The 20,684-nt window shown below is 24.1% G+C and carries 19 protein-coding genes; 7 read left to right on the top strand and 12 right to left on the bottom strand.

Translation table 11 applies throughout. The features are described 5' to 3' along the window. Position 1: 1 nt before the first annotated feature. From atpF to atpB, 3 genes are read right to left on the bottom strand one after another with little or no spacing between them, the layout of a single operon-like run. Positions 2–493 (bottom strand): F0F1 ATP synthase subunit B, encoded by a 492-nt coding sequence (gene atpF, locus H0H48_RS00365; RefSeq protein ID WP_185871150.1) that lies wholly within the window; start codon positions 491–493, stop codon positions 2–4. Between the two features lie 15 nt (positions 494–508). Further along, complete coding sequence (gene atpE, locus H0H48_RS00360) at positions 509–736, bottom strand: ATP synthase F0 subunit C (protein ID WP_185850443.1); 228 nt, start codon at positions 734–736, stop codon at positions 509–511. Positions 737–773: 37 nt separating this feature from the next. Then, entirely contained in the window at positions 774–1,844 is a 1,071-nt protein-coding gene (gene atpB, locus H0H48_RS00355; RefSeq protein ID WP_185871149.1) for a F0F1 ATP synthase subunit A, read from the bottom strand. A 186-nt stretch (positions 1,845–2,030) separates the two neighbouring features. Here atpB and H0H48_RS00350 point away from each other — a divergent pair, with 186 nt between their 5' ends. Continuing rightward, positions 2,031–3,179, top strand: coding sequence for a trans-sulfuration enzyme family protein (locus tag H0H48_RS00350; RefSeq protein WP_185871148.1), 1,149 nt, complete (start codon positions 2,031–2,033; stop codon positions 3,177–3,179). Here H0H48_RS00350 and cysS read toward each other — a convergent pair. The 3 genes from cysS to nadE form a co-directional block, all read right to left on the bottom strand. Next, positions 3,157–4,674: a cysteine--tRNA ligase gene (cysS, locus tag H0H48_RS00345; RefSeq protein WP_185871147.1), complete on the bottom strand. Its 1,518-nt coding sequence runs from the start codon at positions 4,672–4,674 to the stop codon at positions 3,157–3,159. The two genes, H0H48_RS00350 and cysS, sit on opposite strands and share 23 nt — an antisense overlap. Further along, entirely contained in the window at positions 4,664–5,365 is a 702-nt protein-coding gene (gene folE, locus H0H48_RS00340; RefSeq protein WP_185871146.1) for a GTP cyclohydrolase I FolE, read from the bottom strand. The genes cysS and folE overlap by 11 nt, the downstream gene beginning before the upstream one ends. An 80-nt stretch (positions 5,366–5,445) precedes the next feature. Next, positions 5,446–6,237, bottom strand: coding sequence for an NAD(+) synthase (gene nadE / locus H0H48_RS00335; RefSeq protein ID WP_185871145.1), 792 nt, complete (start codon positions 6,235–6,237; stop codon positions 5,446–5,448). A gap of 43 nt (positions 6,238–6,280) precedes the next feature. Between nadE and tsaB the strand changes: the two genes are divergently transcribed. The 5 genes from tsaB to H0H48_RS00310 all read left to right on the top strand — a co-directional run bounded on the left by tsaB (position 6,281) and on the right by H0H48_RS00310 (position 11,067). Further along, the gene (gene tsaB, locus H0H48_RS00330) at positions 6,281–6,931 is read left to right on the top strand and encodes a tRNA (adenosine(37)-N6)-threonylcarbamoyltransferase complex dimerization subunit type 1 TsaB (RefSeq protein WP_185871144.1); all 651 of its coding nucleotides are present in this window, start codon (positions 6,281–6,283) and stop codon (positions 6,929–6,931) included. A gap of 41 nt (positions 6,932–6,972) precedes the next feature. Beyond that, positions 6,973–7,926: a hydroxymethylbilane synthase gene (gene hemC, locus H0H48_RS00325; protein WP_185871143.1), complete on the top strand. Its 954-nt coding sequence runs from the start codon at positions 6,973–6,975 to the stop codon at positions 7,924–7,926. A 230-nt stretch (positions 7,927–8,156) separates the two neighbouring features. Beyond that, the gene (locus tag H0H48_RS00320) at positions 8,157–9,680 is read left to right on the top strand and encodes a TrkH family potassium uptake protein (protein ID WP_238785333.1); all 1,524 of its coding nucleotides are present in this window, start codon (positions 8,157–8,159) and stop codon (positions 9,678–9,680) included. Between the two features lie 8 nt (positions 9,681–9,688). Beyond that, positions 9,689–10,393, top strand: a complete 705-nt coding sequence (locus tag H0H48_RS00315; RefSeq protein ID WP_185871141.1) for a potassium channel family protein — start codon at positions 9,689–9,691, stop codon at positions 10,391–10,393. Beyond that, entirely contained in the window at positions 10,390–11,067 is a 678-nt protein-coding gene (locus tag H0H48_RS00310) for a uroporphyrinogen-III synthase (RefSeq protein WP_238785331.1), read from the top strand. Before H0H48_RS00315 ends, H0H48_RS00310 begins: the two co-directional genes overlap by 4 nt. 16 nt (positions 11,068–11,083) lie before the next feature. On the opposite strand, the gene H0H48_RS00305 is transcribed toward H0H48_RS00310, so the two are convergent. Genes H0H48_RS00305 through H0H48_RS00280 form a run of 6 tightly spaced genes read right to left on the bottom strand, consistent with a single transcriptional unit; the run spans position 11,084 to position 19,152 of the window. Beyond that, a complete protein-coding gene (locus H0H48_RS00305) occupies positions 11,084–12,301 on the bottom strand; it encodes a hypothetical protein (RefSeq protein WP_185871140.1) in 1,218 nt (405 codons plus the stop codon). Positions 12,302–12,308: 7 nt separating this feature from the next. Beyond that, entirely contained in the window at positions 12,309–12,923 is a 615-nt protein-coding gene (locus H0H48_RS00300; protein WP_185871139.1) for a c-type cytochrome, read from the bottom strand. Positions 12,924–12,948: 25 nt separating this feature from the next. Continuing rightward, on the bottom strand, positions 12,949–13,482 hold the full coding sequence (locus tag H0H48_RS00295) for a DUF3341 domain-containing protein (protein ID WP_185871138.1): 534 nt from the start codon (positions 13,480–13,482) through the stop codon (positions 12,949–12,951). Beyond that, positions 13,475–14,860, bottom strand: a complete 1,386-nt coding sequence (gene nrfD, locus H0H48_RS00290) for an NrfD/PsrC family molybdoenzyme membrane anchor subunit (protein ID WP_185871137.1) — start codon at positions 14,858–14,860, stop codon at positions 13,475–13,477. The genes H0H48_RS00295 and nrfD overlap by 8 nt, the downstream gene beginning before the upstream one ends. Positions 14,861–14,895: 35 nt before the next feature. After that, positions 14,896–17,802: a 4Fe-4S dicluster domain-containing protein gene (locus H0H48_RS00285; protein ID WP_185871136.1), complete on the bottom strand. Its 2,907-nt coding sequence runs from the start codon at positions 17,800–17,802 to the stop codon at positions 14,896–14,898. Between the two features lie 33 nt (positions 17,803–17,835). Further along, positions 17,836–19,152 carry a c-type cytochrome gene (locus H0H48_RS00280; RefSeq protein ID WP_185871135.1) on the bottom strand — a complete coding sequence of 439 codons (1,317 nt, stop codon included), beginning with the start codon at positions 19,150–19,152 and terminating at the stop codon, positions 17,836–17,838. 186 nt (positions 19,153–19,338) lie between these two features. Here H0H48_RS00280 and H0H48_RS00275 point away from each other — a divergent pair, with 186 nt between their 5' ends. After that, positions 19,339–20,652 carry a M16 family metallopeptidase gene (locus H0H48_RS00275; protein WP_185871134.1) on the top strand — a complete coding sequence of 438 codons (1,314 nt, stop codon included), beginning with the start codon at positions 19,339–19,341 and terminating at the stop codon, positions 20,650–20,652. The last annotated feature ends 32 nt before the right edge of the window (positions 20,653–20,684 follow it).

Genomic DNA, 20,684 nt, shown 5'->3' with positions numbered 1-20,684 from the left:
TTCAACATAATTTTTCTACTAATTTTTTTATGAGTTCTTCTTGTTTATTTTGTTTATTATTTAATTTTTCTGTTAGTATTTTTTCTGCAATATTTATAGAAATTTCTCCTATTTTACTTTTTAGTTGTTTAAAAGCATCTTTCTTTTTCATATGAATAATTTTTTCTGTTTCTTTCAACATTTTTTCTCTTTCTAAAAGACCTTCTTTTTTAGCTCTTACTTTTATTTTATCTTTTATTTTGACAGCTTCTTTCAAAATTAGATCTCTTTTTTCAAAAGCTTCTTTTAAAATAATTTTTTTCTTATTTTCTATTTTTTGAAATTCTTTTATTAATTGATCTGATTTCTCAATAGATGTTTTAATTTCCTTTTCTCTTTGATCAATAAAATTGATTATTGGCTTCCAAGCAAATTTTGATAGAAAAAAAAGAAGCATTAAAAATATTAATGAATGCCAAAATATTAGACCAAATGAAGGAGTAACTAAATCCATATAATAACATTATTATTATTTAAATACGGCTAATAAAGCAGAAACTATCCCAAAAAGAGATGCACCTTCAATAAGAGCCGCTGCAATAATCATTGCATTCTGTATTTTTCCAGAAGCTTCTGGTTGTCTAGCAATAGCATCCATTGCAGAACTTCCAATCTTACCAATTCCTATTCCTGCACCTATAACTGCAAGACCAGCACCTAAAGCAGCTATACCTGAGTAAGTTAAATCTATATCCATAATGTTTGATAATATTTGTATTAATTTAATTAATTATTTATTCTTCTTTTACAGCTGTACCTATAAGAAGAGAAGATAAAGTTGTAAAAATAAAAGCTTGTAAAAAAGAAACTATAATTTCTAATATAAAAATGAAAAATCCAAAAATTATGGAGAATCCTGCTACGAAAAAACTTTTAAAAATAAAAATAAGACAAATAAAGCTTAAAATAAGTATATGTCCAGCAGTTATGTTAGCAAATAAACGAATACATAAAGTTAATGGACGGATAAATATTCCGATAAATTCTATAGGGGCTAATAATAATTTTATTCCTATTGGTACTCCAGGCATCCAAAAATTATGAATCCAGTAATTTTTATTTGCATTAACATTAGTAATAACAAAAGTAATTATAGCTAGAGTAAAAGTAACGCTTATATTACCTGTTACATTTGGAAACATTGGAACTAATCCAATTAAATTATTAATTAATATAAAAAAAAAGGATGTTAATAAAAAAGGAAAATAAGATTTATATTTATTTTTCCCTATGTTTGGAATAGCAATATCATTTCTCAAAAACAGAATCATAGATTCTAAAAATATTCCGAATTTCCATTTCGGATAATGATTTTTATAACTATATCTCATTCGTAAAAATAGATAACATAATAAAAAAGAAGATAAAAATATAGATATTACATTTTTAGTAATGGAAAAATCCCATGGTTTTTTGTTTTTTATAACTCCTTGTTTTAGAAAATGTAATTTTCCACTGTTATTTGTAGTATAAATTTTTCCATGATACATTGTATAGTATCCATAGTTTCCCAAAACTATATTTTTTTTTAAAAATTGTGAAGAAGAAAAACATTCTAATCCATTATTCCATAATATTATAGGCAAATAAAAAGTAATTCCATTATTATGAGTCCCTATAACATGCCATTCATAGGAATCACTAACATGATTAATTATTGTATTGGCTATATCTATATTTTTAGATGATTTATTTAATTTATTATCATTACTATTAGAACTATTGGAAATTTTAACAAAAAAAAATGAAATAAATACAAACAAAAATAATGGGAAACACTTTTTTTTTATCGAAAAATTTTTCATATCTATAAAATATTATAGATTATATGTTTTTTACATATCTATGCTATGTAAATTATACGAAACAAATTTATTAAAAAAATATTCTATTTAATATAAAGTATAAAATATTTTACTAATAAAATTTAATTTTCATTTTTTGAATTAGTACATTTGCATACAACAATTTTACGTAAAATTTTATTTACAATGAAGGAAGAAACAAGACTTATTCAAAGTATTTTGTCAGATCCTCTTACAGGATCTATTTCTACACCGATATACCAAACATCGACTTATGTACAAGAAGCACCAGGAGTTCATAAAGGTTATGATTATACAAGAACAAATAATCCTACAAGGAAAATTCTTGAAAATCTAATTACAAAATTAGAATACGGTTACGGTAGTATAGCTTTTTCCTCTGGTTTAGCATCTGTTGATGCTGTTTTAAAATTATTGAAATATGGAGATGAAATAGTTGCTGTTGATGATATTTATGGAGGTACTTTTCGTTTATTAGATTTGTATAAAAGATTTGGAGTTCATACCAAATTTGTAGATACAACAAATGTTGAAAATGTAGTATCATTTATTACTAATAAAACTAAATTGATCTGGTTAGAAACACCTACAAATCCTACATTAAAAATATCAGATATAGAATCTATAAGTAATAAATGTAAAAAAAATTATGAAAAAATATTAGTTGTAGTTGATAATACATTTGCTTCTCCAGCTATTCAAAATCCAATTAAGTTAGGAGCAGATATAGTTATTCACAGTGCTACTAAATATTTAGCTGGACATTCAGATGTATTAGCTGGATTAATTACAGTAAAAAATAAAAATTTTTACGAAAAATTGAAATATATTCAGAATGCAAGTGGAGGGGTATTATCTCCTATTGATTGTTGGTTAACTATAAGAGGTTCTCAAACATTGTACTTACGTATAAAAAAACAGTCTGAAAATGCATTAAAAATAGCTTCTTTTCTGGAAAAGAATAAGAAAGATTATATTGATAAAATGTACTATCCAGGATTAATTAACCATAAGAATCATAATATTGCATTAAAACAACAAAAATATTTTGGAGGAATTGTTTCTTTTAGTTTAAAGAAGGATACAATAGAATCAGCAAAAAAGATTGTAACATCTACAAAAATATTTAAATTAGCAGAAAGTTTAGGAGGAACAAAAAGTTTGATTTGTCATCCAGCAACTATGACTCACAAATCTACTCCTTCAGAAATAAGAAGATCTTCAGGTATACAAGATTCTCTTATTCGTTTATCTGTTGGAATTGAAAATGTTGAAGATCTTATAGAAGACATTAATCAAGCTTTGATTTATTAATTTTCTTATCATGCAAAAAAATTCCTATATTATGTAATTCTTCCCGAATTATATCTGATATGATCCAATTTTTTTTCTCTCTTGCTTCTTTTCTCAATTTTATTAATCCTTTAACTAGAATTTCAAATTTTTTTGATTTTTCTATTGAAACATTTACTTCATTATTATTTATAAATCCAAGGATATCGAATAAAAAATAATTCATATGTTTTTTTAATAAAAAAATCCATGATTCTTCTATTTTTTTAGGGTCATTGATGATTATATTAGTAACTTCAAATAAAAGAGAAATTAATAAAGGAATATTAAAATCATCATTTATTGCTTTATAACAAGAATTAATCCAATCTGATACATTAAATAATGTAAAAGATCTAGTATTAGTATTATTGTTATTTTGTTTTTTTAACGATTCTTTTTCACAAAAGTTATTCAAAATTTTTATTGAATATATAATTTTTTTAAATCCTTTTTCTGAATCTAATAAACCCTTTTCTGAAAAATTTAAAATATTTCTATAATGAGATTGTAAAATAAAAAACTTTATAATATTAGAAAAATAATTATCTTTTTTTATCATTAAAATGTTTTGTAAATCTAAAAAATTTCCTGTAGATTTGCTCATTTTTTTACCATTTAAAGTAAGCATATTTGTATGCATCCAGTAGTTTGCAAGAATATTATCTGTTTCATAAAAACTTCTAAATTGCGCTATTTCACATTCATGATGTGGAAATTTTAAATCTATTCCTCCTCCATGTATGTCGAAATTTTTTCCTAAATATTTTGTGCTCATTACAGTGCATTCCGTATGCCAACCAGGAACACCTTTTCCCCATGGAGAGTTCCAACTCATAATGTGATTATAACCTACTTTTTTCCAAATAGAAAAATCTTGAAAATAATGTTTTTCAGGAGAAAAACTTAAATTTTTATTAATTAATTGATTTAAGTTGTTATGACTAAGTATTCCATAAGAATAATTCTTATTATATTTTTTTAAATCAAAATAAACAGATCCATTTATTTCATAAGCTGACTTTTTTTGAATTAAATTTTTAACCATATCTATTTGTTCTACAATATGGCCCGTAGCTGTAGGTTCTATGCTAGGAGGTAATAAATTGAGAATATTTAACAAATTATGAAAAGATATAGTATATTTTTGAACAATTTCCATTGGTTCTAATCCCTCTATCTTAGATCTCCTATCAATTTTGTCTTCTTCATTATGTTGTCCATTGTTTTCTAAATGTCCTACATCTGTTATATTCCTAACATAACGAACCTTATATCCCAAATGTTTAAAATAACGAAAAACAATATCAAAAAATATAAAAGTTCTACAATTACCTAAATGTAAATGATTGTAAACAGTAGGGCCACAAACATAAATACCTATATTATTTTTATGGATAGGATGAAAAAACTCTTTTTTACCTGTTAAAGAATTATATATTTTTAAGTTTTTTTTTGCTATTTCCTTATATTCCATTTTTTTGAAAAACTCCAATATGGTGTAAAAACTCCCTTCTTATATCTGAATTATTTTTAAAAGAACCTATTAATTCACTAGTAATTGTGCTGCTGTCTATATCTTTTATTCCTCTAGAATTAACACATAAATGCTTTGCTTCTATTACACAAGCTACATCTTTTGTAGATAAAATATCTTTTAAATATCCAACGATTTGTATTGTAAGACGTTCTTGGATTTGTGGTCTTTTAGCATAAAAATTTACTATTCTATTAATTTTAGATAAACCTAATACTTTTCCATTAGAAATATAACCAACATGAGCTTTTCCTATGATAGGAAGAAAATGATGTTCACATGTAGAATAAAGAGTTATATTTTTTTCTATTAACATTTGATTATACTTGTATTTATTTTCAAAAGTAGAAGAAATAGGAATATTTTTGGAATTAAGACCACTAAATATCTCTTTTATAAACATTTTTGCTACCCGTTTAGGAGTTTTTCGTAAACTATCATCAGTCATATCTAATCCTAACACTTTCATAATATGAAAAAAATGTTTTTCTATTTTTTTAATTTTATTTTCATCACTTATAAAATAAGAGTCTTTCTGAAAATTTTTTTCATGATTAGATAAATTTGAGTTATCATAAATATTATTTCTTTTAAGAACCTCTAAGGTATTTTCTTTTTTTTCTTCTATCATAAAATAAACTTAAACCATGAAATAACAAATTTACAAAAACGATTTTTCATATGATTTTTTTTCATTATTAATAAATTTGATTATTTCAAATGATCAGGAATTTTACATATAGGAACAGGGTTCATTTTATGACTATTTTTTTTGTGCATATTGCAATATTTTTCTATAATTTTAGATTGATTCTTATTAAATAAATTATTATGATATTTTTTTTTTACAATTTCCATAGCCCATTCTAATTCTTCATAAGTAGCTCCAAGCTGATCTTCATCAGTACGTTTATCTTCCCATAATCCATCTGTTGGATCTGCTTTTTGAATTTCATGAGGAATATTCAATTCTTTAGATAGTAAAAAAATTTCGCTCTTAATTAAATCTGCTATCGGATAGATATCTACTCCCCCATCTCCATATTTTGTAAAAAATCCTACTCCAAGATCTTCGATTTTATTTCCAGTTCCTACAACAAGATAGTTTTTTTTATTAGCATAGTAATATAAGGTGAGCATACGAATACGAGATTTTACATTTGCTAATGCTAGTAAGGTTTTTTCATCTGTTTCTTTATTATTAATATTCATTATTTTACAAAAAGAAGTATACATAGTGGATAAATCTTTTTTTAAATAACTGACATTATTAAATTTAGATTTTAAAAATTTTGCATGTTTTATAGATAAATAATTTCTTTCTTTTTCCAAAATAGGCATTTCCAATATTGTTGTTGGGAATTTAGTTTCAGCTACTAAAAATGAGGTTAAAGAAGAGTCTATTCCTCCAGATATTCCAATAATAAAACCATTTGATTTAGATTTTAAAATATATTCTTTTAACCAAAAAACAATATGCTCTACTATTTTTTTTGTTTTCAAAATTTTTATTTTTTATAATATTTTTAATTATTAAATTTTTTTTATGTCTTTAATTCTAAATTTAGAAACTTCTACAAAAAATTGTTCTGTAAACATAGCAAAAAACGGAATATCATTAGTTAATGTAGAAGAATGTTTTGATAAACATCTTCATTCGGAAAAGTTACATACATTCATAAAATATGCTATAAAAATTTCTAGTATTGATTTAAAAAGTTTAAGTTCTATTTGTATTAACAGAGGTCCTGGTTCCTATACTTCTTTAAGGATAGGGTCATCTACTGCTAAAGGGTTATGCATTTCTTTAGGAATTCCTTTATTATCTATAGATTCGTTGACTCTTATGATTCAAAAAATCAATAATATAAAAAGTGGATTCTTAATTCCGATGATACATGTTAAATCCAATTTGTTTTATACTTGTTTATTTAATAAGTCAAAAGAAAAATTAAGCGCTATTTCTATTAAAGAAATTGATAAAAATTTTTTTATAGAAAATACTATAGAAAATAAAAAAGTATACATATTAGGAAATCTAAATTTTTTAGAAACAAAATTTTTTTTTGCAAAAAAAAATTTTGTTTTTGTTTCTAAACATTCTCTATCTGCAATAGATATGTCTAATATTTCATACATTAGATTTTGTGAAAAGAAATTTCACAATATAGAAAATTTTTCTCCTTTTTATTTATGAATATTTAATTTTCGTTAAGTTAATTTAAATATATAATTTTTTTGAAAAAAATTATTAGAATCGGAACAAGAGATAGTCCTTTAGCTATATATCAAGCAAGAAAAGTTCAATTTTTTCTTCATGAAGAAGGATATATTTCTCAATTATTTTTAATGAAATCAGAAGGAGATATAATTCAAAATATTCCTATTCATACCATGAATAAAATAGGAGTCTTTACTAAAAAATTAACTAATATTATGCTTTCAGGAGAAATCGATATGGTCGTCCATTCTTTAAAAGATGTTCCTATTAATATTCCAAATGAAATAATGCTTTCGGCTTTTTTGAAAAGAGGAAATCCCTATGATTTGTTAGTATATAAAGGATCAAATGATTTTTTATATAATTTAAATAATCATGCTATAATAGCTACAGGAAGTTTAAGAAGGGCCTCTTTTTGGAGAGGAAAATACCCACATCACACTATTATTGGGTTAAGAGGAAATATTAATACTAGATTAATAAAGTTATATAAAAATGCTTGGAAAGCCGCTATTTTTGCTAAAGTAGGATTAGAAAGATTGGGAATCTTGGAAAAATTGAATAATAGTAAATTATTAAATTATAAAGAATTAGATTGGATGATCCCATCCCCTGGGCAAGGAATTATTGTAGTTTCTACTCTTAAAAAAAACAATCATATTAATATATTATTAACCGAAAAACTAGATGATAAAAAAACTAGATTATCTGCAAATATAGAACGTCAGTTTTTAAGAACATTGTCGGGAGGATGTATGAGCCCTATAGGTGCACATGCTATAATTAAAGATAAAATTGTTTATTTTACTGGAATATTACTAAGTTTAGATGGAATGCAAAAAATAAAAAAAACAATAAAAGGAACTAATTATAAAAACATAGGATTTCAATGTGCTAAATATATTTTGAAAAAAGGAGGAAAAAAAATACTTGAAGATAATAAAAAAATATTTCATAATAAAAAATTATGATTCAAATTAGGTTACGAAATATTTTACTACTTATTACTCCAATTATATTTCTCTATATGATAATATATATTGGTTGGAGAAAAACAATGTACAATTTTTTTAACACAGAAATTATTATAAGTATTGTTTTAACAATAAGCATTTTACACATATTTATTTTACTTAATAAAAATGTTGAAAATAGTTACAAATCAATGGTTTGTTTTTCATTTTTTATGTTATTAATGTTTATGATTTTCTCTTTTATAAAAATTATTCTAAATCATGGAAAAATAAAAGAAGATGTAAAAATTTACTTATTCATTGGTTTGATTTTATATATGTTAATTCAGGTTACTTATCTAATGAGGATAATTTATGTTAAATTGCATAATCCAGCTTTCATTTTTATTACAAGTTTTATTTTATTGTCCTTATTAGGATCTGTTTTATTAATGTTACCATCTTCTACTACTAATATAAAAAAAATATCATTTATAGATGCACTATTTACTTCTACCAGTGCAGTATGTGTAACTGGATTAACTGTATTAGATACAGCAAAAGATTTTACTTATTCAGGAAAAATTATTATTTTAACTTTAGTAGAATTAGGTGGATTAGGAATTTTAACTATAACTTCTTTTTTTAGTTATTTTTTTAGAGATGGATTTTCTTTTAAAGAAGCTGTATTTGTTAGTAATTTTTTAAATGCAAAGACAACGAATAATGTGCTAACTTTAGCAGTTAAAGTAGTTTTATTCACTGTAACTGTAGAATTTATAGGAACTATTTTAATTTATTTATCTATTAAAGAAAAAAAAATAATAGATTGTGATAATCCATTATTTTTTTCTATTTTTCATTCTATTTCGTCTTTTTGTAATAGTGGTTTTTCCACGCTTAGTCAAGGACTTCATTCAAAATCCGTAAGATTTAATTATTTATTACAATTAGTTATTGCTTTCTTATTGATATTAGGTGGAATAGGTTTCAACATTTTATTTAATTTTTTTACATACGTATGGTTAACTGTAAAAAAATTTTTTTACAAGATTTTTAAAGATGAATATTTAAAATATACTGTGAATATAGTATCATTAAATACAAAAATAGTTGTATCTACTACATTATTTTTACTTTTTTTTGGAACTATCTTCTACTATATTAATGAATATTATTATTCTCTATCAGAACATCATTCTTTTTATGGGAAATGGATTGTTGCTTTTTTTTCTTCTGCAACATCTAGAACAGCAGGATTTCATGTGTTAAATATGAATTGTTTATCTCCGGTTACTATATTATTTACTATTTTCCTGATGTGGGTAGGTGCATCTCCAGCTTCTACAGGTGGGGGAATAAAAACTAGTACTTTTGCATTAGCTTTGATGAACATCATTTCTTTATCTAAAGGAAACAATAGATTAGAGATACAAAGAAAAGAAATTTCTTTAGAATCTATTAGATTAGCTTTTTCAATTATTGTATTATCTCTAATTGTAATATATATAAGTATTTTATTTATTGTTTTTTTAGATCCTAAAATAAATGTTTTATCTATAGTTTTTGAGGCTTTTTCCGCTTTTTCTACAACTGGATTATCTTTGGGAATTACTTCTAATTTATCTGATGGAAGTAAACTAATTTTAATATTTTTAATGTTATTAGGAAGAATTGGTATTTTTAATGTTATGATTAGTTTATTAAAAAGTAATAGAATAAATTCTCATTATTATTATAAATATCCTAAAGGGTATATTCTTATAAATTAAATTATAATATGAAAATTATAATTATTGGATTAGGAAATTTTGGAAGGTCTTTAGCATTGAATTTAACAGATAATGGTCATGAAGTTTTTGGAATAGATTATAAAATGGAAAAAGTAGATCTATTAAAAGATCATATTGCAAATGTAGTATGTATGGATGCAAATAATGAAGCTGCTTATAAAGCTTTACCTATACAACAAGCAAATTTAGGAATAGTTGCTATTGGAGAAAATGAAGGTGCATCAATAGTAACCACAGCTATCTTAAAAAGATATAAAAATTTGAGAATAGTTAGTCGATCTTTATCTAAAATACATGATACTATATTAGAAGCTATGGGAATTAATGATGTAGTACATCCAGAGCAAGATGCTGCTTTTAGATTAACTAAACAAATATCTTTTAATTATGCTTTAGATTATTTTAGAATAGACAATAAACATTCTATAGCAGAAGTTTTCTCTCCGTTGTATTTTAATGGAAAATCTGTTAAAAGTTTAGAGTTAACACAAAAGTATTCAGTATCTTTAATAACTATAATACGAAATTTTAAAAAAAATTCAAATTGCTCTAATTCTTCTAATATTCAATTTACAAGAAAAGTAATTGGATTAGTTACAGGAGACACAATCTTACAGGAAGGGGATATATTAACCCTTTTTGGGTCTAATAAGTCTATAATGAATTTCGTTAAGGATAAAAAAAATAAATGATTATGATCCACATTCTGCTCACGAAAGTAGTCGATAATTCTGTTATAGTAGATAATACACGTTTTTCTATTAATTCCTATGATTTTTTATCAGTAAAATATTTTATTTTAAATAAAAAACCATTTTTAAATAATGAATTAATATTTACAAGCTATAATGGATTAAAAGGTTTTTTACTTAATTTTAAATTAGATTTTTTTAATTATTTAAGAAAAAGAATTTATGTAGTAGGAGATAAAACTTTTTTTTACGTAAAAAAATATTTTCCTTTTTCTTTTTTATTTAAAAAATATTATGTTCAAGATATTATAGAATATATTATAAAAATAAAAACTAATCAATATTATGATTGGTTTTGTGGAAACATAAATAATAATGATTTAAGTTTGTTAAAAAAAAACAATATTAACCGATACAAAGTATATGAAACTATTTTATCTCCAAAAAAAATAGATAATTTGTACAATTATGATGTGATTGTTTTTTTTAGTCCATCTGGAGTTAGATCTTTTTTTTTAGAAAATAATATAGAAAATGATGCAAAAACAGAAGTATTTGCTATAGGAAAAACTACAGCTAAATCTATTTCAAATTTTTTGAGCAAAAAAAAAATATGGTATCCTTCAAAACCTTCTTTAAAAAAAATTTTTTCTCTTATTAAAAAAATATTTTAAAAAGATTTTAATTTTATCATTTATTTTTTATATGAGGATACTTATAATTTTTACTTTCTTGAAATAATGGATGTCCTATAAGCATTAATTTTCTCTTACTTAAATTTAATAATAAAATATAGATAAATAGACCAGATATTAATAAAAATGCTCCTATATCAGAAAATATAAATTTTTCTCCTTTATGTCCTATATCTGGAGCTATAAGATTATAGATATCTATAAAATGTCCGATACAAATAATAATAGAAACTATAGATACTATTCTTGGATTAGTTTTTATTTTACTACTTATCAAACAAAAAAATGGAATTAAAAAATTTGGGATTAGTATCCAAAAATGGATGTTATGATATAATTCTTTTCTTTTTAAGAAAAAAAGAATTTCTTCAGGTATATTACCATACCAATAAAGCAAAAATTGTGAAAACCAAAAATATGTCCATAATAAACTTCCAGAAAATAAATATTTACTTAAATCATGCAAATGGTTTTCGTTAAATAACGGAAGATTTCCTTTTTTCTTAAGGTATATAGAAACTATAGTAATAACACTTAGTCCTGTTACTAGATAACTACTTAAAACATACCATCCAAATAAAGTACTAAACCAATGTGGATTTAAAGACATTATCCAATCCCATGACATCAACATAGATGCTATAGAAAAAAAAATTATAAACAAAATAGAAATTAAATTTAATTTTTTATAATTTTCAAGTGAAGAATAAGATGACCTTCTTATTGAAAAAGTAGAAGAAATTTTTTTTATACTTAAATAAAAAAAAATGTACCCAAATATATATATAATGCTTCTTATTAGGAAAAATGGGATGTTTAGAAACATTTTTTTATGCGCAATAATTTCATCATATTCTTTTGACATAGGATTAAATAAGTTATCATTCATCCATTGAAACATTTTTAATAATCCCATTCCATTTAGAAATAAAATTATTAAAATCATTAAACAACCATATGGAATAAAAGATATTATTTCCTCTATAATTGGGTAAATAATTATAGACCATCCAGATTTTGATACATTTTGTACTGCTAAAAAAAACATAGAACCTATAGATATAGATGTGAAATAAAAAATAGATATATATAAACTACTCCAAGGTTTATTTATTTTATTATTTAATAAGATCATATCTAAAAAAATTAAAATAAGACCTATGATTATTATCAAAAATATATTTCTTTTAATTTTTGTAGAAAATTGAAACATTACATTATTATTTATTTATTCTATTATTTTTCAATGACATAACATATTCAGAAACCATCCATCGTTCAATTTCATTTAATTGAGAAGCATAAGACCCCATATTATTTTTTCCATATGTGATAACATAATAAACACTTCCCATAGTAATATCTCTATCTTTATAATTTGGAATTCCAAAAATTTTCTCATTTTTTACTAACAAACCTTGACCATCTCCATTTTCTCCATGACAAATAGAACAATTAATTTTATAAAGATTTTTTCCTTTACTCATAATTTCTTTTATTTCATTTTTTTTTCTAAAAAAAGGATATTTAGTTATTTTTTTAGAATAATTATATCCATCTTTTGTTTTTGTAATAAAATAATATATAAAAGATGCGCTTCTTGGTACTGTATTTTTTACTGGTGAAAAAGAAGATGTTTTTTTTTCTAAAAAATAAGGAATATTGATATGGATATTATTCTTTTTTTGGTTAAGATTTGGATCTGAATATGGTTCATAAGAATCTGAATAATACATATCTGGCATATAAACTATATTTGGTTTTGTCTTATCAAACCAACAAGAAGTTAACATAATATTAAAAAAACAAAAGATAAAAATCTTGTAATTATTCATACATACATAATATTTAAAAAATTAATTAAATCTGTTTATATTCTACAATAACTTCTATTGCTCCATTTCCTTTTAAAAAATTTATTATGTTTTCAACATTTTCTTTTATTGTATTAATTTCTATTGAAAATAAATTATCAGTTGTTCTAGGATCAAAATTTTTTTTAACGGAACCAGGAAACAATCTTTCTTGAATAAGAAAAGTAATGCACATGAAATGTGCAGAAAAAAATATGGTTAATTCAAATATTACGGGAATAAAAGAAGGTAGATTATTTATCCAGGAAAAAGAAGGTTTTCCCCCAATATTTTGAGGCCAATCTAATATCATGATATACCATGTTAATAAACATGATATACAAAAACCTAACGTTCCATATATAAAGGAAAATAAAGATAAATTAGATTTTTTTAAATCTAGAATATTTTCTAATCCATGTATAGGAAAAGGAGAATATACTTCATATATTTCACAATTTTTATCTTTTTTAAGATTTTTAATATTGTTTATTAATACATGATCATTATCATATAATGCATGTATTTTACACTTATTCATTTTTCTTATTATTAGAAGAATTTAGTTTCAATATTGTTTTTAATTCCGATTGTGAAATAACCGGAAAAACACGTACATACAATAGATAAAGTGTAAAAAAGAAACCAATAGTGCCTATAAATATTCCAACATCAACAAATGATGGAATAAATCCAGTCCAAGAAGATGGAATATAATCACGGCTTAGATTTAAAACAATAATATCAAATCTTTCAAACCACATTCCAACATTTATTATAATAGCTATTATATAAGACCAAAAAAAACTTCTCCTTATAGATTTTATCCATAAAAATTGTGGTACAATAACATTACAAATAATTAAAGCCCAAAAAGCCCACCAAAATGGTCCTTTAGACGCTTCTAAAGAAAAATAAATGAATTTTTCAAAAGTATTTCCAGAATACCATGCAAGAAAGAATTCAGAAATATAAGCAGTTAAAACAATTCCTCCTGTAAGAAGAATAATCATATTCATATATTCAATATGGTTTCTAGTAATATAATCCTCTAAAGAAAGTGCTTTTCTTGCTACACCTAATAAAGTTTGTACCATAGCAAAACCTGAAAATATAGCTCCTGCTACGAAATAAGGAGGAAATATTGTACTATGCCATCCTTTAATTACAGAAGTAGAAAAATCAAATGAGACTATAGTATGCACAGAGAAAACTAATGGAGTGCATAAGCCGGCTAATACTAAAGATACTTCTTCAAATTTTTGCCATTCTCTTGATGTTCCTCCCCAACCAAAACTTAAAATATTGTAAATTTTTTTTTGAAAAGGATTTTTAACCCTATCTCTAATCATAGCAAAATCTGGAATTAATCCTATAAACCAAAATACAGTAGATACAGAAAAATATGTACTAATAGCAAATACATCCCATAATAATGGAGAATTGAAATTTGGCCATAAACTTCCAAATTGATTAGGAATAGGTAAAACCCAATGAGCATTCCATGGCCTTCCCATGTGAATAATAGGAAATAAGCCAGCTTGAATTACTGCAAAAATCGTCATAGCTTCCGCAGATCTATTAATAGATAAACGCCATTTTTGACGGAATAATAATAAAACAGCAGAAATTAAAGTACCTGCATGCCCAATACCTACCCACCAAACAAAATTGGTAATATCCCAAGCCCAATTAATAGTTCTATTTAACCCCCATACTCCAATTCCTGTTCCTATAGTATAAATAATGCATACCATCCCCCACATAAATGCTATTATTGATATAATAATAGAAATTTTCCATACATTTCCTGCTTTGTTTTCTATAGGTCTTAATACATCATTACTTACATCTTTTAACGTTTTTTTTCCTAAAATTAAAGTCTCTCTTATGGATGATGATTCATAATTTTTTTCCATATTTTTTCCTCATTTCATTTTTTTGAAAAACTATATTATATTTCATTTCTTACCTTTACTTGATAAGAAACATTAGGTCGTATCCCTATAAACTCAAGGAGTTTGTAAGATCTTTTATCTTCTAATTTTTTGGAGATCAAACTATTTTTATCATTGAAATCTCCAAATGTGATGGCGTTAGTAGGACAAGATATACTACAAGCTGTTTCAAATTCTCTATCTTTTATACTTCTATTTTCTTTTTTTGCTACACTTATGGTGTACTGTGTTCTTTGTATGCAAAGAGAACATTTTTCCATTACTCCTCTACTTCTAACAACTACATCTGGATTAAGAACCATTTTTCCAAGAGGATTATTCATGTTAAAGTTAAATTTTTTATTATTAGCATAATCAAACCAATTAAAACGTCTTACTTTGTAAGGACAATTATTAGCACAATATCTAGTTCCTACACAACGATTATAAGCCATCATATTCTGTCCTTGTTCTCCATGAGATGTTGCTCCTACTGGGCATACAGTTTCACAAGGAGCATAATCACAATGTTGGCACATAACAGGTTGAAAATATATTTTTGGATTATCGTAATTTTCTTCTTGATTTTTATTTGTAGAATAATATCTATCAACTCTTACCCAATGCATATCTCTTGATTTTTTTATTTCTTCTTTTCCAACAACTGGAATGTTATTTTCTGATTGACATGCAATAACACAAGATCCACAACCAATACAAGAATTTAAATCTATAGATAATTTAAAATGGTGTCCTTCCTTTTTTTCATTATTTTCTATTCCAAACGATGGAATATCATTAATAAATTTCATTCCTTTATAAGTAGGAATTTTTTCTTCTTTATTCCAAATTTCTTTAGGATATTTTAAAAATGTTTTTAAATCTACATCTCTAACTAAATCTCTATCTAATTTTGTATTTTGAACTTGTATACAAGCAAATTTATAGGTTTTATAAGTTTTTTTTATTTGAATATTCTTTTGTATAATATTGAAATTATCATATATTTTATATCCATTTTTACCATTACATAATTGTGTCAGTTTTCCTATTTCTTGACCATAACCAAAGGCTAATCCTATAGATCCTATAGCTTGTCCTGGTTGAATCAAAATAGGAATATCTTTGATAAATACTTTTCCATCCTTAATTAAGTTGATACAATCTCCATTTAAAGCTCCATCTACACTATTCCAATTTTCTAATTTCATTTTTTTTGCATCAAGATGAGATATTGTTATATAATTTCCCCATGTAGCTCTTGTAATAGGATCTGGAAATTCTTGTAACCACGGATTATTATATTGATTACCGTCTCCCATCCCTATTTTCGTATATAATCTAAGTTCAAAACTTTGTTTTAAAATTTTTTCTTTAGATAATTTAATATGATTATATTCTTTTTTGTTGTATTCATTATTAATATTAATTTTTTGTTTTTCATAATCTGTTTCTACCACTCCATGGAAAAGAGCTTCATTAAAAGAGGTGACATTTGATTTTGGAATAATATTTTTTTCCCATACTTTTTTCAAATAATCATAAAAATTTTTTTCTTTTATATTCCCCCAAAGTATTAAGGAATCTTGGAATTGTCTAGTATTAAATATCGATTGTATAGTAGGTTGAATTAATGTATATATATTACTTAAAGTGTGAGTATCTCCCCAAGATTCTAACCAGTGTGGAATAGGTGCTACAACATCTGTGATTTCATTTGTTTCATTTTTATTCATAGAAAAAGATACCGTTAATGGAACTTTATTTATATATTTTTTCACTTTTTCAGAAATATAATGAGGAAGACTATACAAAGGATTAGTATAATGAATAAATAAAGCGTCTACATTTCCTTTTTCTAAATCTTTTATAAAAGAAAAAAATTTTTCATCATTACTTTCTTTTGACAGAATGAATTTATTTTTTTTCAGAGAATTACTATTAATTTTTTTGTTAATTAAAAGAGAATATTTATAAGATTCTTCATCTCCATCTGCAAGAATTACACTTTTTGATCCTTTATTATTAATTAACGTAGATATTTTATTGGCTATTTCATTTTCTGGTTCCTTTCCATATAATATTTTTTGAAAAATTTGAAACAATATTTTTCTAATTTCAGAAGGTTTTTTTGGTATCCGTAAATCTGCATTAGCTCCAGATAAACTCATGTTACTTTCTATTTGTATATGTTGAATCATAGATTTTTTAGGAGATCTTCTATTTACGTAGTATTTTCCCATATTTTCTGGACTCCAATCTCCTAAAAAATCTGCATCAAATGAAATAATTAATTCCGATTCTGATAGATCAAAAAAAGGGAAAGCACGAACATTAAATATTTCTTTGCTAGCATCTAACATTTTAGAATATGAAATTGCATCATAAGTTACCCATTCAGCATTCGGATGTGATTTTTTAAAATCATTAAATAATTTTTTAGTAGAATAACTAGGGAACGAACAAGAAAGAAAAATAACCTTTTTATCTATTTTTTTTAGGTGTTGTATTACATATTTATCTATTTCTTCCCATGAACTTTTTTTCCCTTTTAAAATAGGAAATTTTAATCTTTTTTCATCGTAAAGGCATAATAAAGAAGATTGTATTCTAGCTGAAGTAGTATTGAAATATTTTGAGGTTAAATTAGGTTCTATTTTAATAGGTCTACCTTCTCTTGTTTTTACTAAAACGCTTGCTACGTCAAAAGAATCTAACATAGTTGTAGCATAATAAGTAGGATTTCCTAAATTAATTTGATCCGGTTTTACAATATAAGGAATAGATTTTATTACAGGGCCTTTACATGCTGCTAGGGTAACTGATGCGGTACTAAATCCTATCCATTTTAAAAAATCTCTTCTTGATGTTTTTCCATTAAAAAAAACTTTTACATAATTTATTTTTTCTTTATTTGATTTCATACTACAACAATTATTTAATTATTTGATTTTTAATTAATAATGACATTTAGCACATTCTATTCCACCTATCATTCCTATGGTTATTTTTTTATTTTCTTTTATTTTTTTAGAAAAATATTTTTTATAATATTTATTTTCTTTATCTATTTCTGCTTGTCTATGACAAGATATACACCATTCCATAGTGAAATCATTATACATTTCTGTTTGATCCATTTTTTGAACTTCCCCGTGGCAAGCATTGCAAACTAAATTTACTTTTTTTAATTTTTTTATTGATTTTTCTCCACTTATTATATGCTGAGAATGATCGAAATAAACAAAATCTGGCATATTATGTATTCGAATCCATTTTACTGGATAAATTTTTCTAGAATATTCTCTATTACTAGGATCAAATCCTATTGAATGATAAATTTTTTGTATTTCTCTATTATATTCTTCTCTACTTTTTCCTTTTTCTATATAGTCACCATTATATTTTTCTATGGTAATGTGACAATTCATGCAAACATTTATAGACGGTATTCCAGAAGTTTTTCCATTTTTTGCACTTGAATGACAATATTCACAATCAATTTCATTTATTCCGGAATGAATTTTATGTGAAAAATAAATAGGCTGTTCAGGTTTATACCCTTTATTTACATCTATTTTCATTGAAAATAGCCAAGTTTGGTATATACAAAAAAATAAAAATAATCCTAAAAAACAGGATAATGATTTCCATTTTACTGAACTATTTCCTAATCTATTATAGATCTTCTTTAAAAAGAAATCTGTTTTTGTAAAAATAGGCTCTTCCCCTTCATTTAATAATCTAGTTAAAATATAAATTCTATATAATATCCATAAAATGATTAAAGATAAAATACTAAAACATAAAAAAATCAGTTTTATTAAAAATTTTTTTTCTAAAATTTCGTTTTCAGTATTTTCATTTTTTTCTATGTCATTAGTTATTTCTTTTTTTTTTGTTATTGGATTTTCAATAAAAAATAAAATATCATCTATCTGTTTTTCAGATAATTTAGGGAATGAGTTCATTTCAATATTACCAAATTCTTGATAAATAGATATCGCATCTTTATCTCCACTTTTCCTTAGAGATTTATTATCTTTAATCCATCTGTGTAGCCATTCTCGATTTCTTTTTTTTGTTATTCCATATAAAGCAGGGCCTATCATTTTTTTTTCTAAATCTAAGGAATGACATGCAGTACAATTTTTTTTAAATAAATCAATTCCTTTTTCAGCATTTCCTTCTATTTTCTGTACATCTTCTTTTGCTTTTATACATGAAAATAAAATATTAATCACAATAAAAATAGAAAACAAAGATTTTTTCATAATCAATATAAATAAAACAGGTTCATAATTTTTATAACAAAAATAGAATAAAAGAAAAAAAATACATTTTTAAGAAAAAAAAAATTGTAAATTATTTTCTCTTACTAATTTTTTAATTTTATTTCGCATACTTATGATAAAATTTTGTTTTCACTTGAATGATAATAACGATAATTATGAATAATCATGATAATTAATAATAAATTTAGCTCTAAACAATCATATAATATTCAATTTTTTGAAGAAAAACTATCAAATGGGTTACATGTAATTTTACATCAAGAAAAAACAAATCCATTAGTTTTTGTATCTGTATTGTATCATGTCGGAAGCAAAGATGAAGAACCAGGAAAGTCAGGATTTGCACATTTTTTTGAACATCTTATGTTTGAAGGATCTAAAAATCTTAAAAAAGGAGATTATTTTAAATACATAGCTTCTAATGGAGGAAAAAATAATGCTTATACTAATCAAGATACTACTTGTTATTATGAAATTTTACCATCAGATAGTTTACCTTTAGCATTATGGTTAGAATCTGAAAGAATGCTTCACGCGAAAGTAGATAAAGAAAGCATTAATATACAAAGAGAAGTAGTGAAAGAAGAGAAAAAAATGCGTGTAGAAAATCAACCTTATGTTACAGCATTATATGAAACAATACCTTATTTATTATTTAAAAAACATCCTTATAGATATCCAATTATAGGACTTGAAAAAGATTTAGATCAAGCTACAGAAAATGATTATAAAAAGTTTTATAAAAAATATTATGTTCCGAACAATGCAATTTTAGTTATTGCAGGGGATTTTGATATGATAGAAACTAGAGAATTAGTTAAAGAGTATTTTTCAATTGTTCCTAAAGGAAAAATAGATTTTGAAACAAAAAGAATTTTTATAAAAGAAGATCCAATTGAAAAAGAAATTGTATCTACATATGTAGATAAAAACTCAAAAGTCCCAGGTCTATTTTTAGCATATAGACTCCCAAATATCTTTGATAAAGATACTTATGTATTAAGGATAATTGATCATATTCTTTCTTCTGGAGAGAGTTCTAGAATAATAAAAAATATTGTTAATATCAAGCAAAAAGCTTCTTATGCAGGTTCTTTTTTAGACCTTATGGAGGATTATGGAATATTTATTATTTATGGCTTAACAACTCCAGGTGTTGATTTAGATCACTTAACAAAAGTTATAGATGAAGAGATAGATTTTTTAAAAGAAAAAGGAATATCACAATATGAATTAGAAAAGCAAAGAAATTGTTTTGAAAGGAAGTTTATTTCCGATAATTATTCTATGGGAGGAATAGCATCTAATTTAATTCATTATTATTTATATTATAAGGATGCTGGATTAATTAATACAGATATTGATATATACAGAAAAATAACAGTAGAAGATGTGAAAAGAGTAGCCAATAAATATTTAAATATAAATAACAGAGTTCGTTTATATAATGTTCCAGAACCAGAAAACAATAGAAAATAATAATATTATGTTAGTTTTTTTTCATACAATTA

Source organism: Blattabacterium cuenoti, from assembly GCF_014252055.1.
GTDB classification, from domain to species: Bacteria; Bacteroidota; Bacteroidia; order Flavobacteriales; family Blattabacteriaceae; genus Blattabacterium; species Blattabacterium cuenoti_D.
This window is presented reverse-complemented; position numbering and strand designations above follow the sequence as displayed.

Excerpts from the sequence above, each read along its gene's own strand:
- atpF (WP_185871150.1), bottom strand. The coding sequence starts at position 493 with ATGGATTTAGTTACTCCTTCATTTGGTCTAATATTTTGGCATTCATTA.
- atpE (WP_185850443.1), bottom strand. The coding sequence starts at position 736 with ATGGATATAGATTTAACTTACTCAGGTATAGCTGCTTTAGGTGCTGGT.
- atpB (WP_185871149.1), bottom strand. The coding sequence starts at position 1,844 with ATGAAAAATTTTTCGATAAAAAAAAAGTGTTTCCCATTATTTTTGTTT.
- H0H48_RS00350 (WP_185871148.1), top strand. The coding sequence starts at position 2,031 with ATGAAGGAAGAAACAAGACTTATTCAAAGTATTTTGTCAGATCCTCTT.
- cysS (WP_185871147.1), bottom strand. The coding sequence starts at position 4,674 with ATGGAATATAAGGAAATAGCAAAAAAAAACTTAAAAATATATAATTCT.
- folE (WP_185871146.1), bottom strand. The coding sequence starts at position 5,365 with ATGATAGAAGAAAAAAAAGAAAATACCTTAGAGGTTCTTAAAAGAAAT.
- tsaB (WP_185871144.1), top strand. The coding sequence starts at position 6,281 with ATGTCTTTAATTCTAAATTTAGAAACTTCTACAAAAAATTGTTCTGTA.
- H0H48_RS00320 (WP_238785333.1), top strand. The coding sequence starts at position 8,157 with ATGATTTTCTCTTTTATAAAAATTATTCTAAATCATGGAAAAATAAAA.
- H0H48_RS00315 (WP_185871141.1), top strand. The coding sequence starts at position 9,689 with ATGAAAATTATAATTATTGGATTAGGAAATTTTGGAAGGTCTTTAGCA.
- H0H48_RS00310 (WP_238785331.1), top strand. The coding sequence starts at position 10,390 with ATGATTATGATCCACATTCTGCTCACGAAAGTAGTCGATAATTCTGTT.
- H0H48_RS00305 (WP_185871140.1), bottom strand. The coding sequence starts at position 12,301 with ATGTTTCAATTTTCTACAAAAATTAAAAGAAATATATTTTTGATAATA.
- H0H48_RS00300 (WP_185871139.1), bottom strand. The coding sequence starts at position 12,923 with ATGAATAATTACAAGATTTTTATCTTTTGTTTTTTTAATATTATGTTA.
- H0H48_RS00295 (WP_185871138.1), bottom strand. The coding sequence starts at position 13,482 with ATGAATAAGTGTAAAATACATGCATTATATGATAATGATCATGTATTA.
- nrfD (WP_185871137.1), bottom strand. The coding sequence starts at position 14,860 with ATGGAAAAAAATTATGAATCATCATCCATAAGAGAGACTTTAATTTTA.
- H0H48_RS00285 (WP_185871136.1), bottom strand. The coding sequence starts at position 17,802 with ATGAAATCAAATAAAGAAAAAATAAATTATGTAAAAGTTTTTTTTAAT.
- H0H48_RS00280 (WP_185871135.1), bottom strand. The coding sequence starts at position 19,152 with ATGAAAAAATCTTTGTTTTCTATTTTTATTGTGATTAATATTTTATTT.
- H0H48_RS00275 (WP_185871134.1), top strand. The coding sequence starts at position 19,339 with ATGATAATTAATAATAAATTTAGCTCTAAACAATCATATAATATTCAA.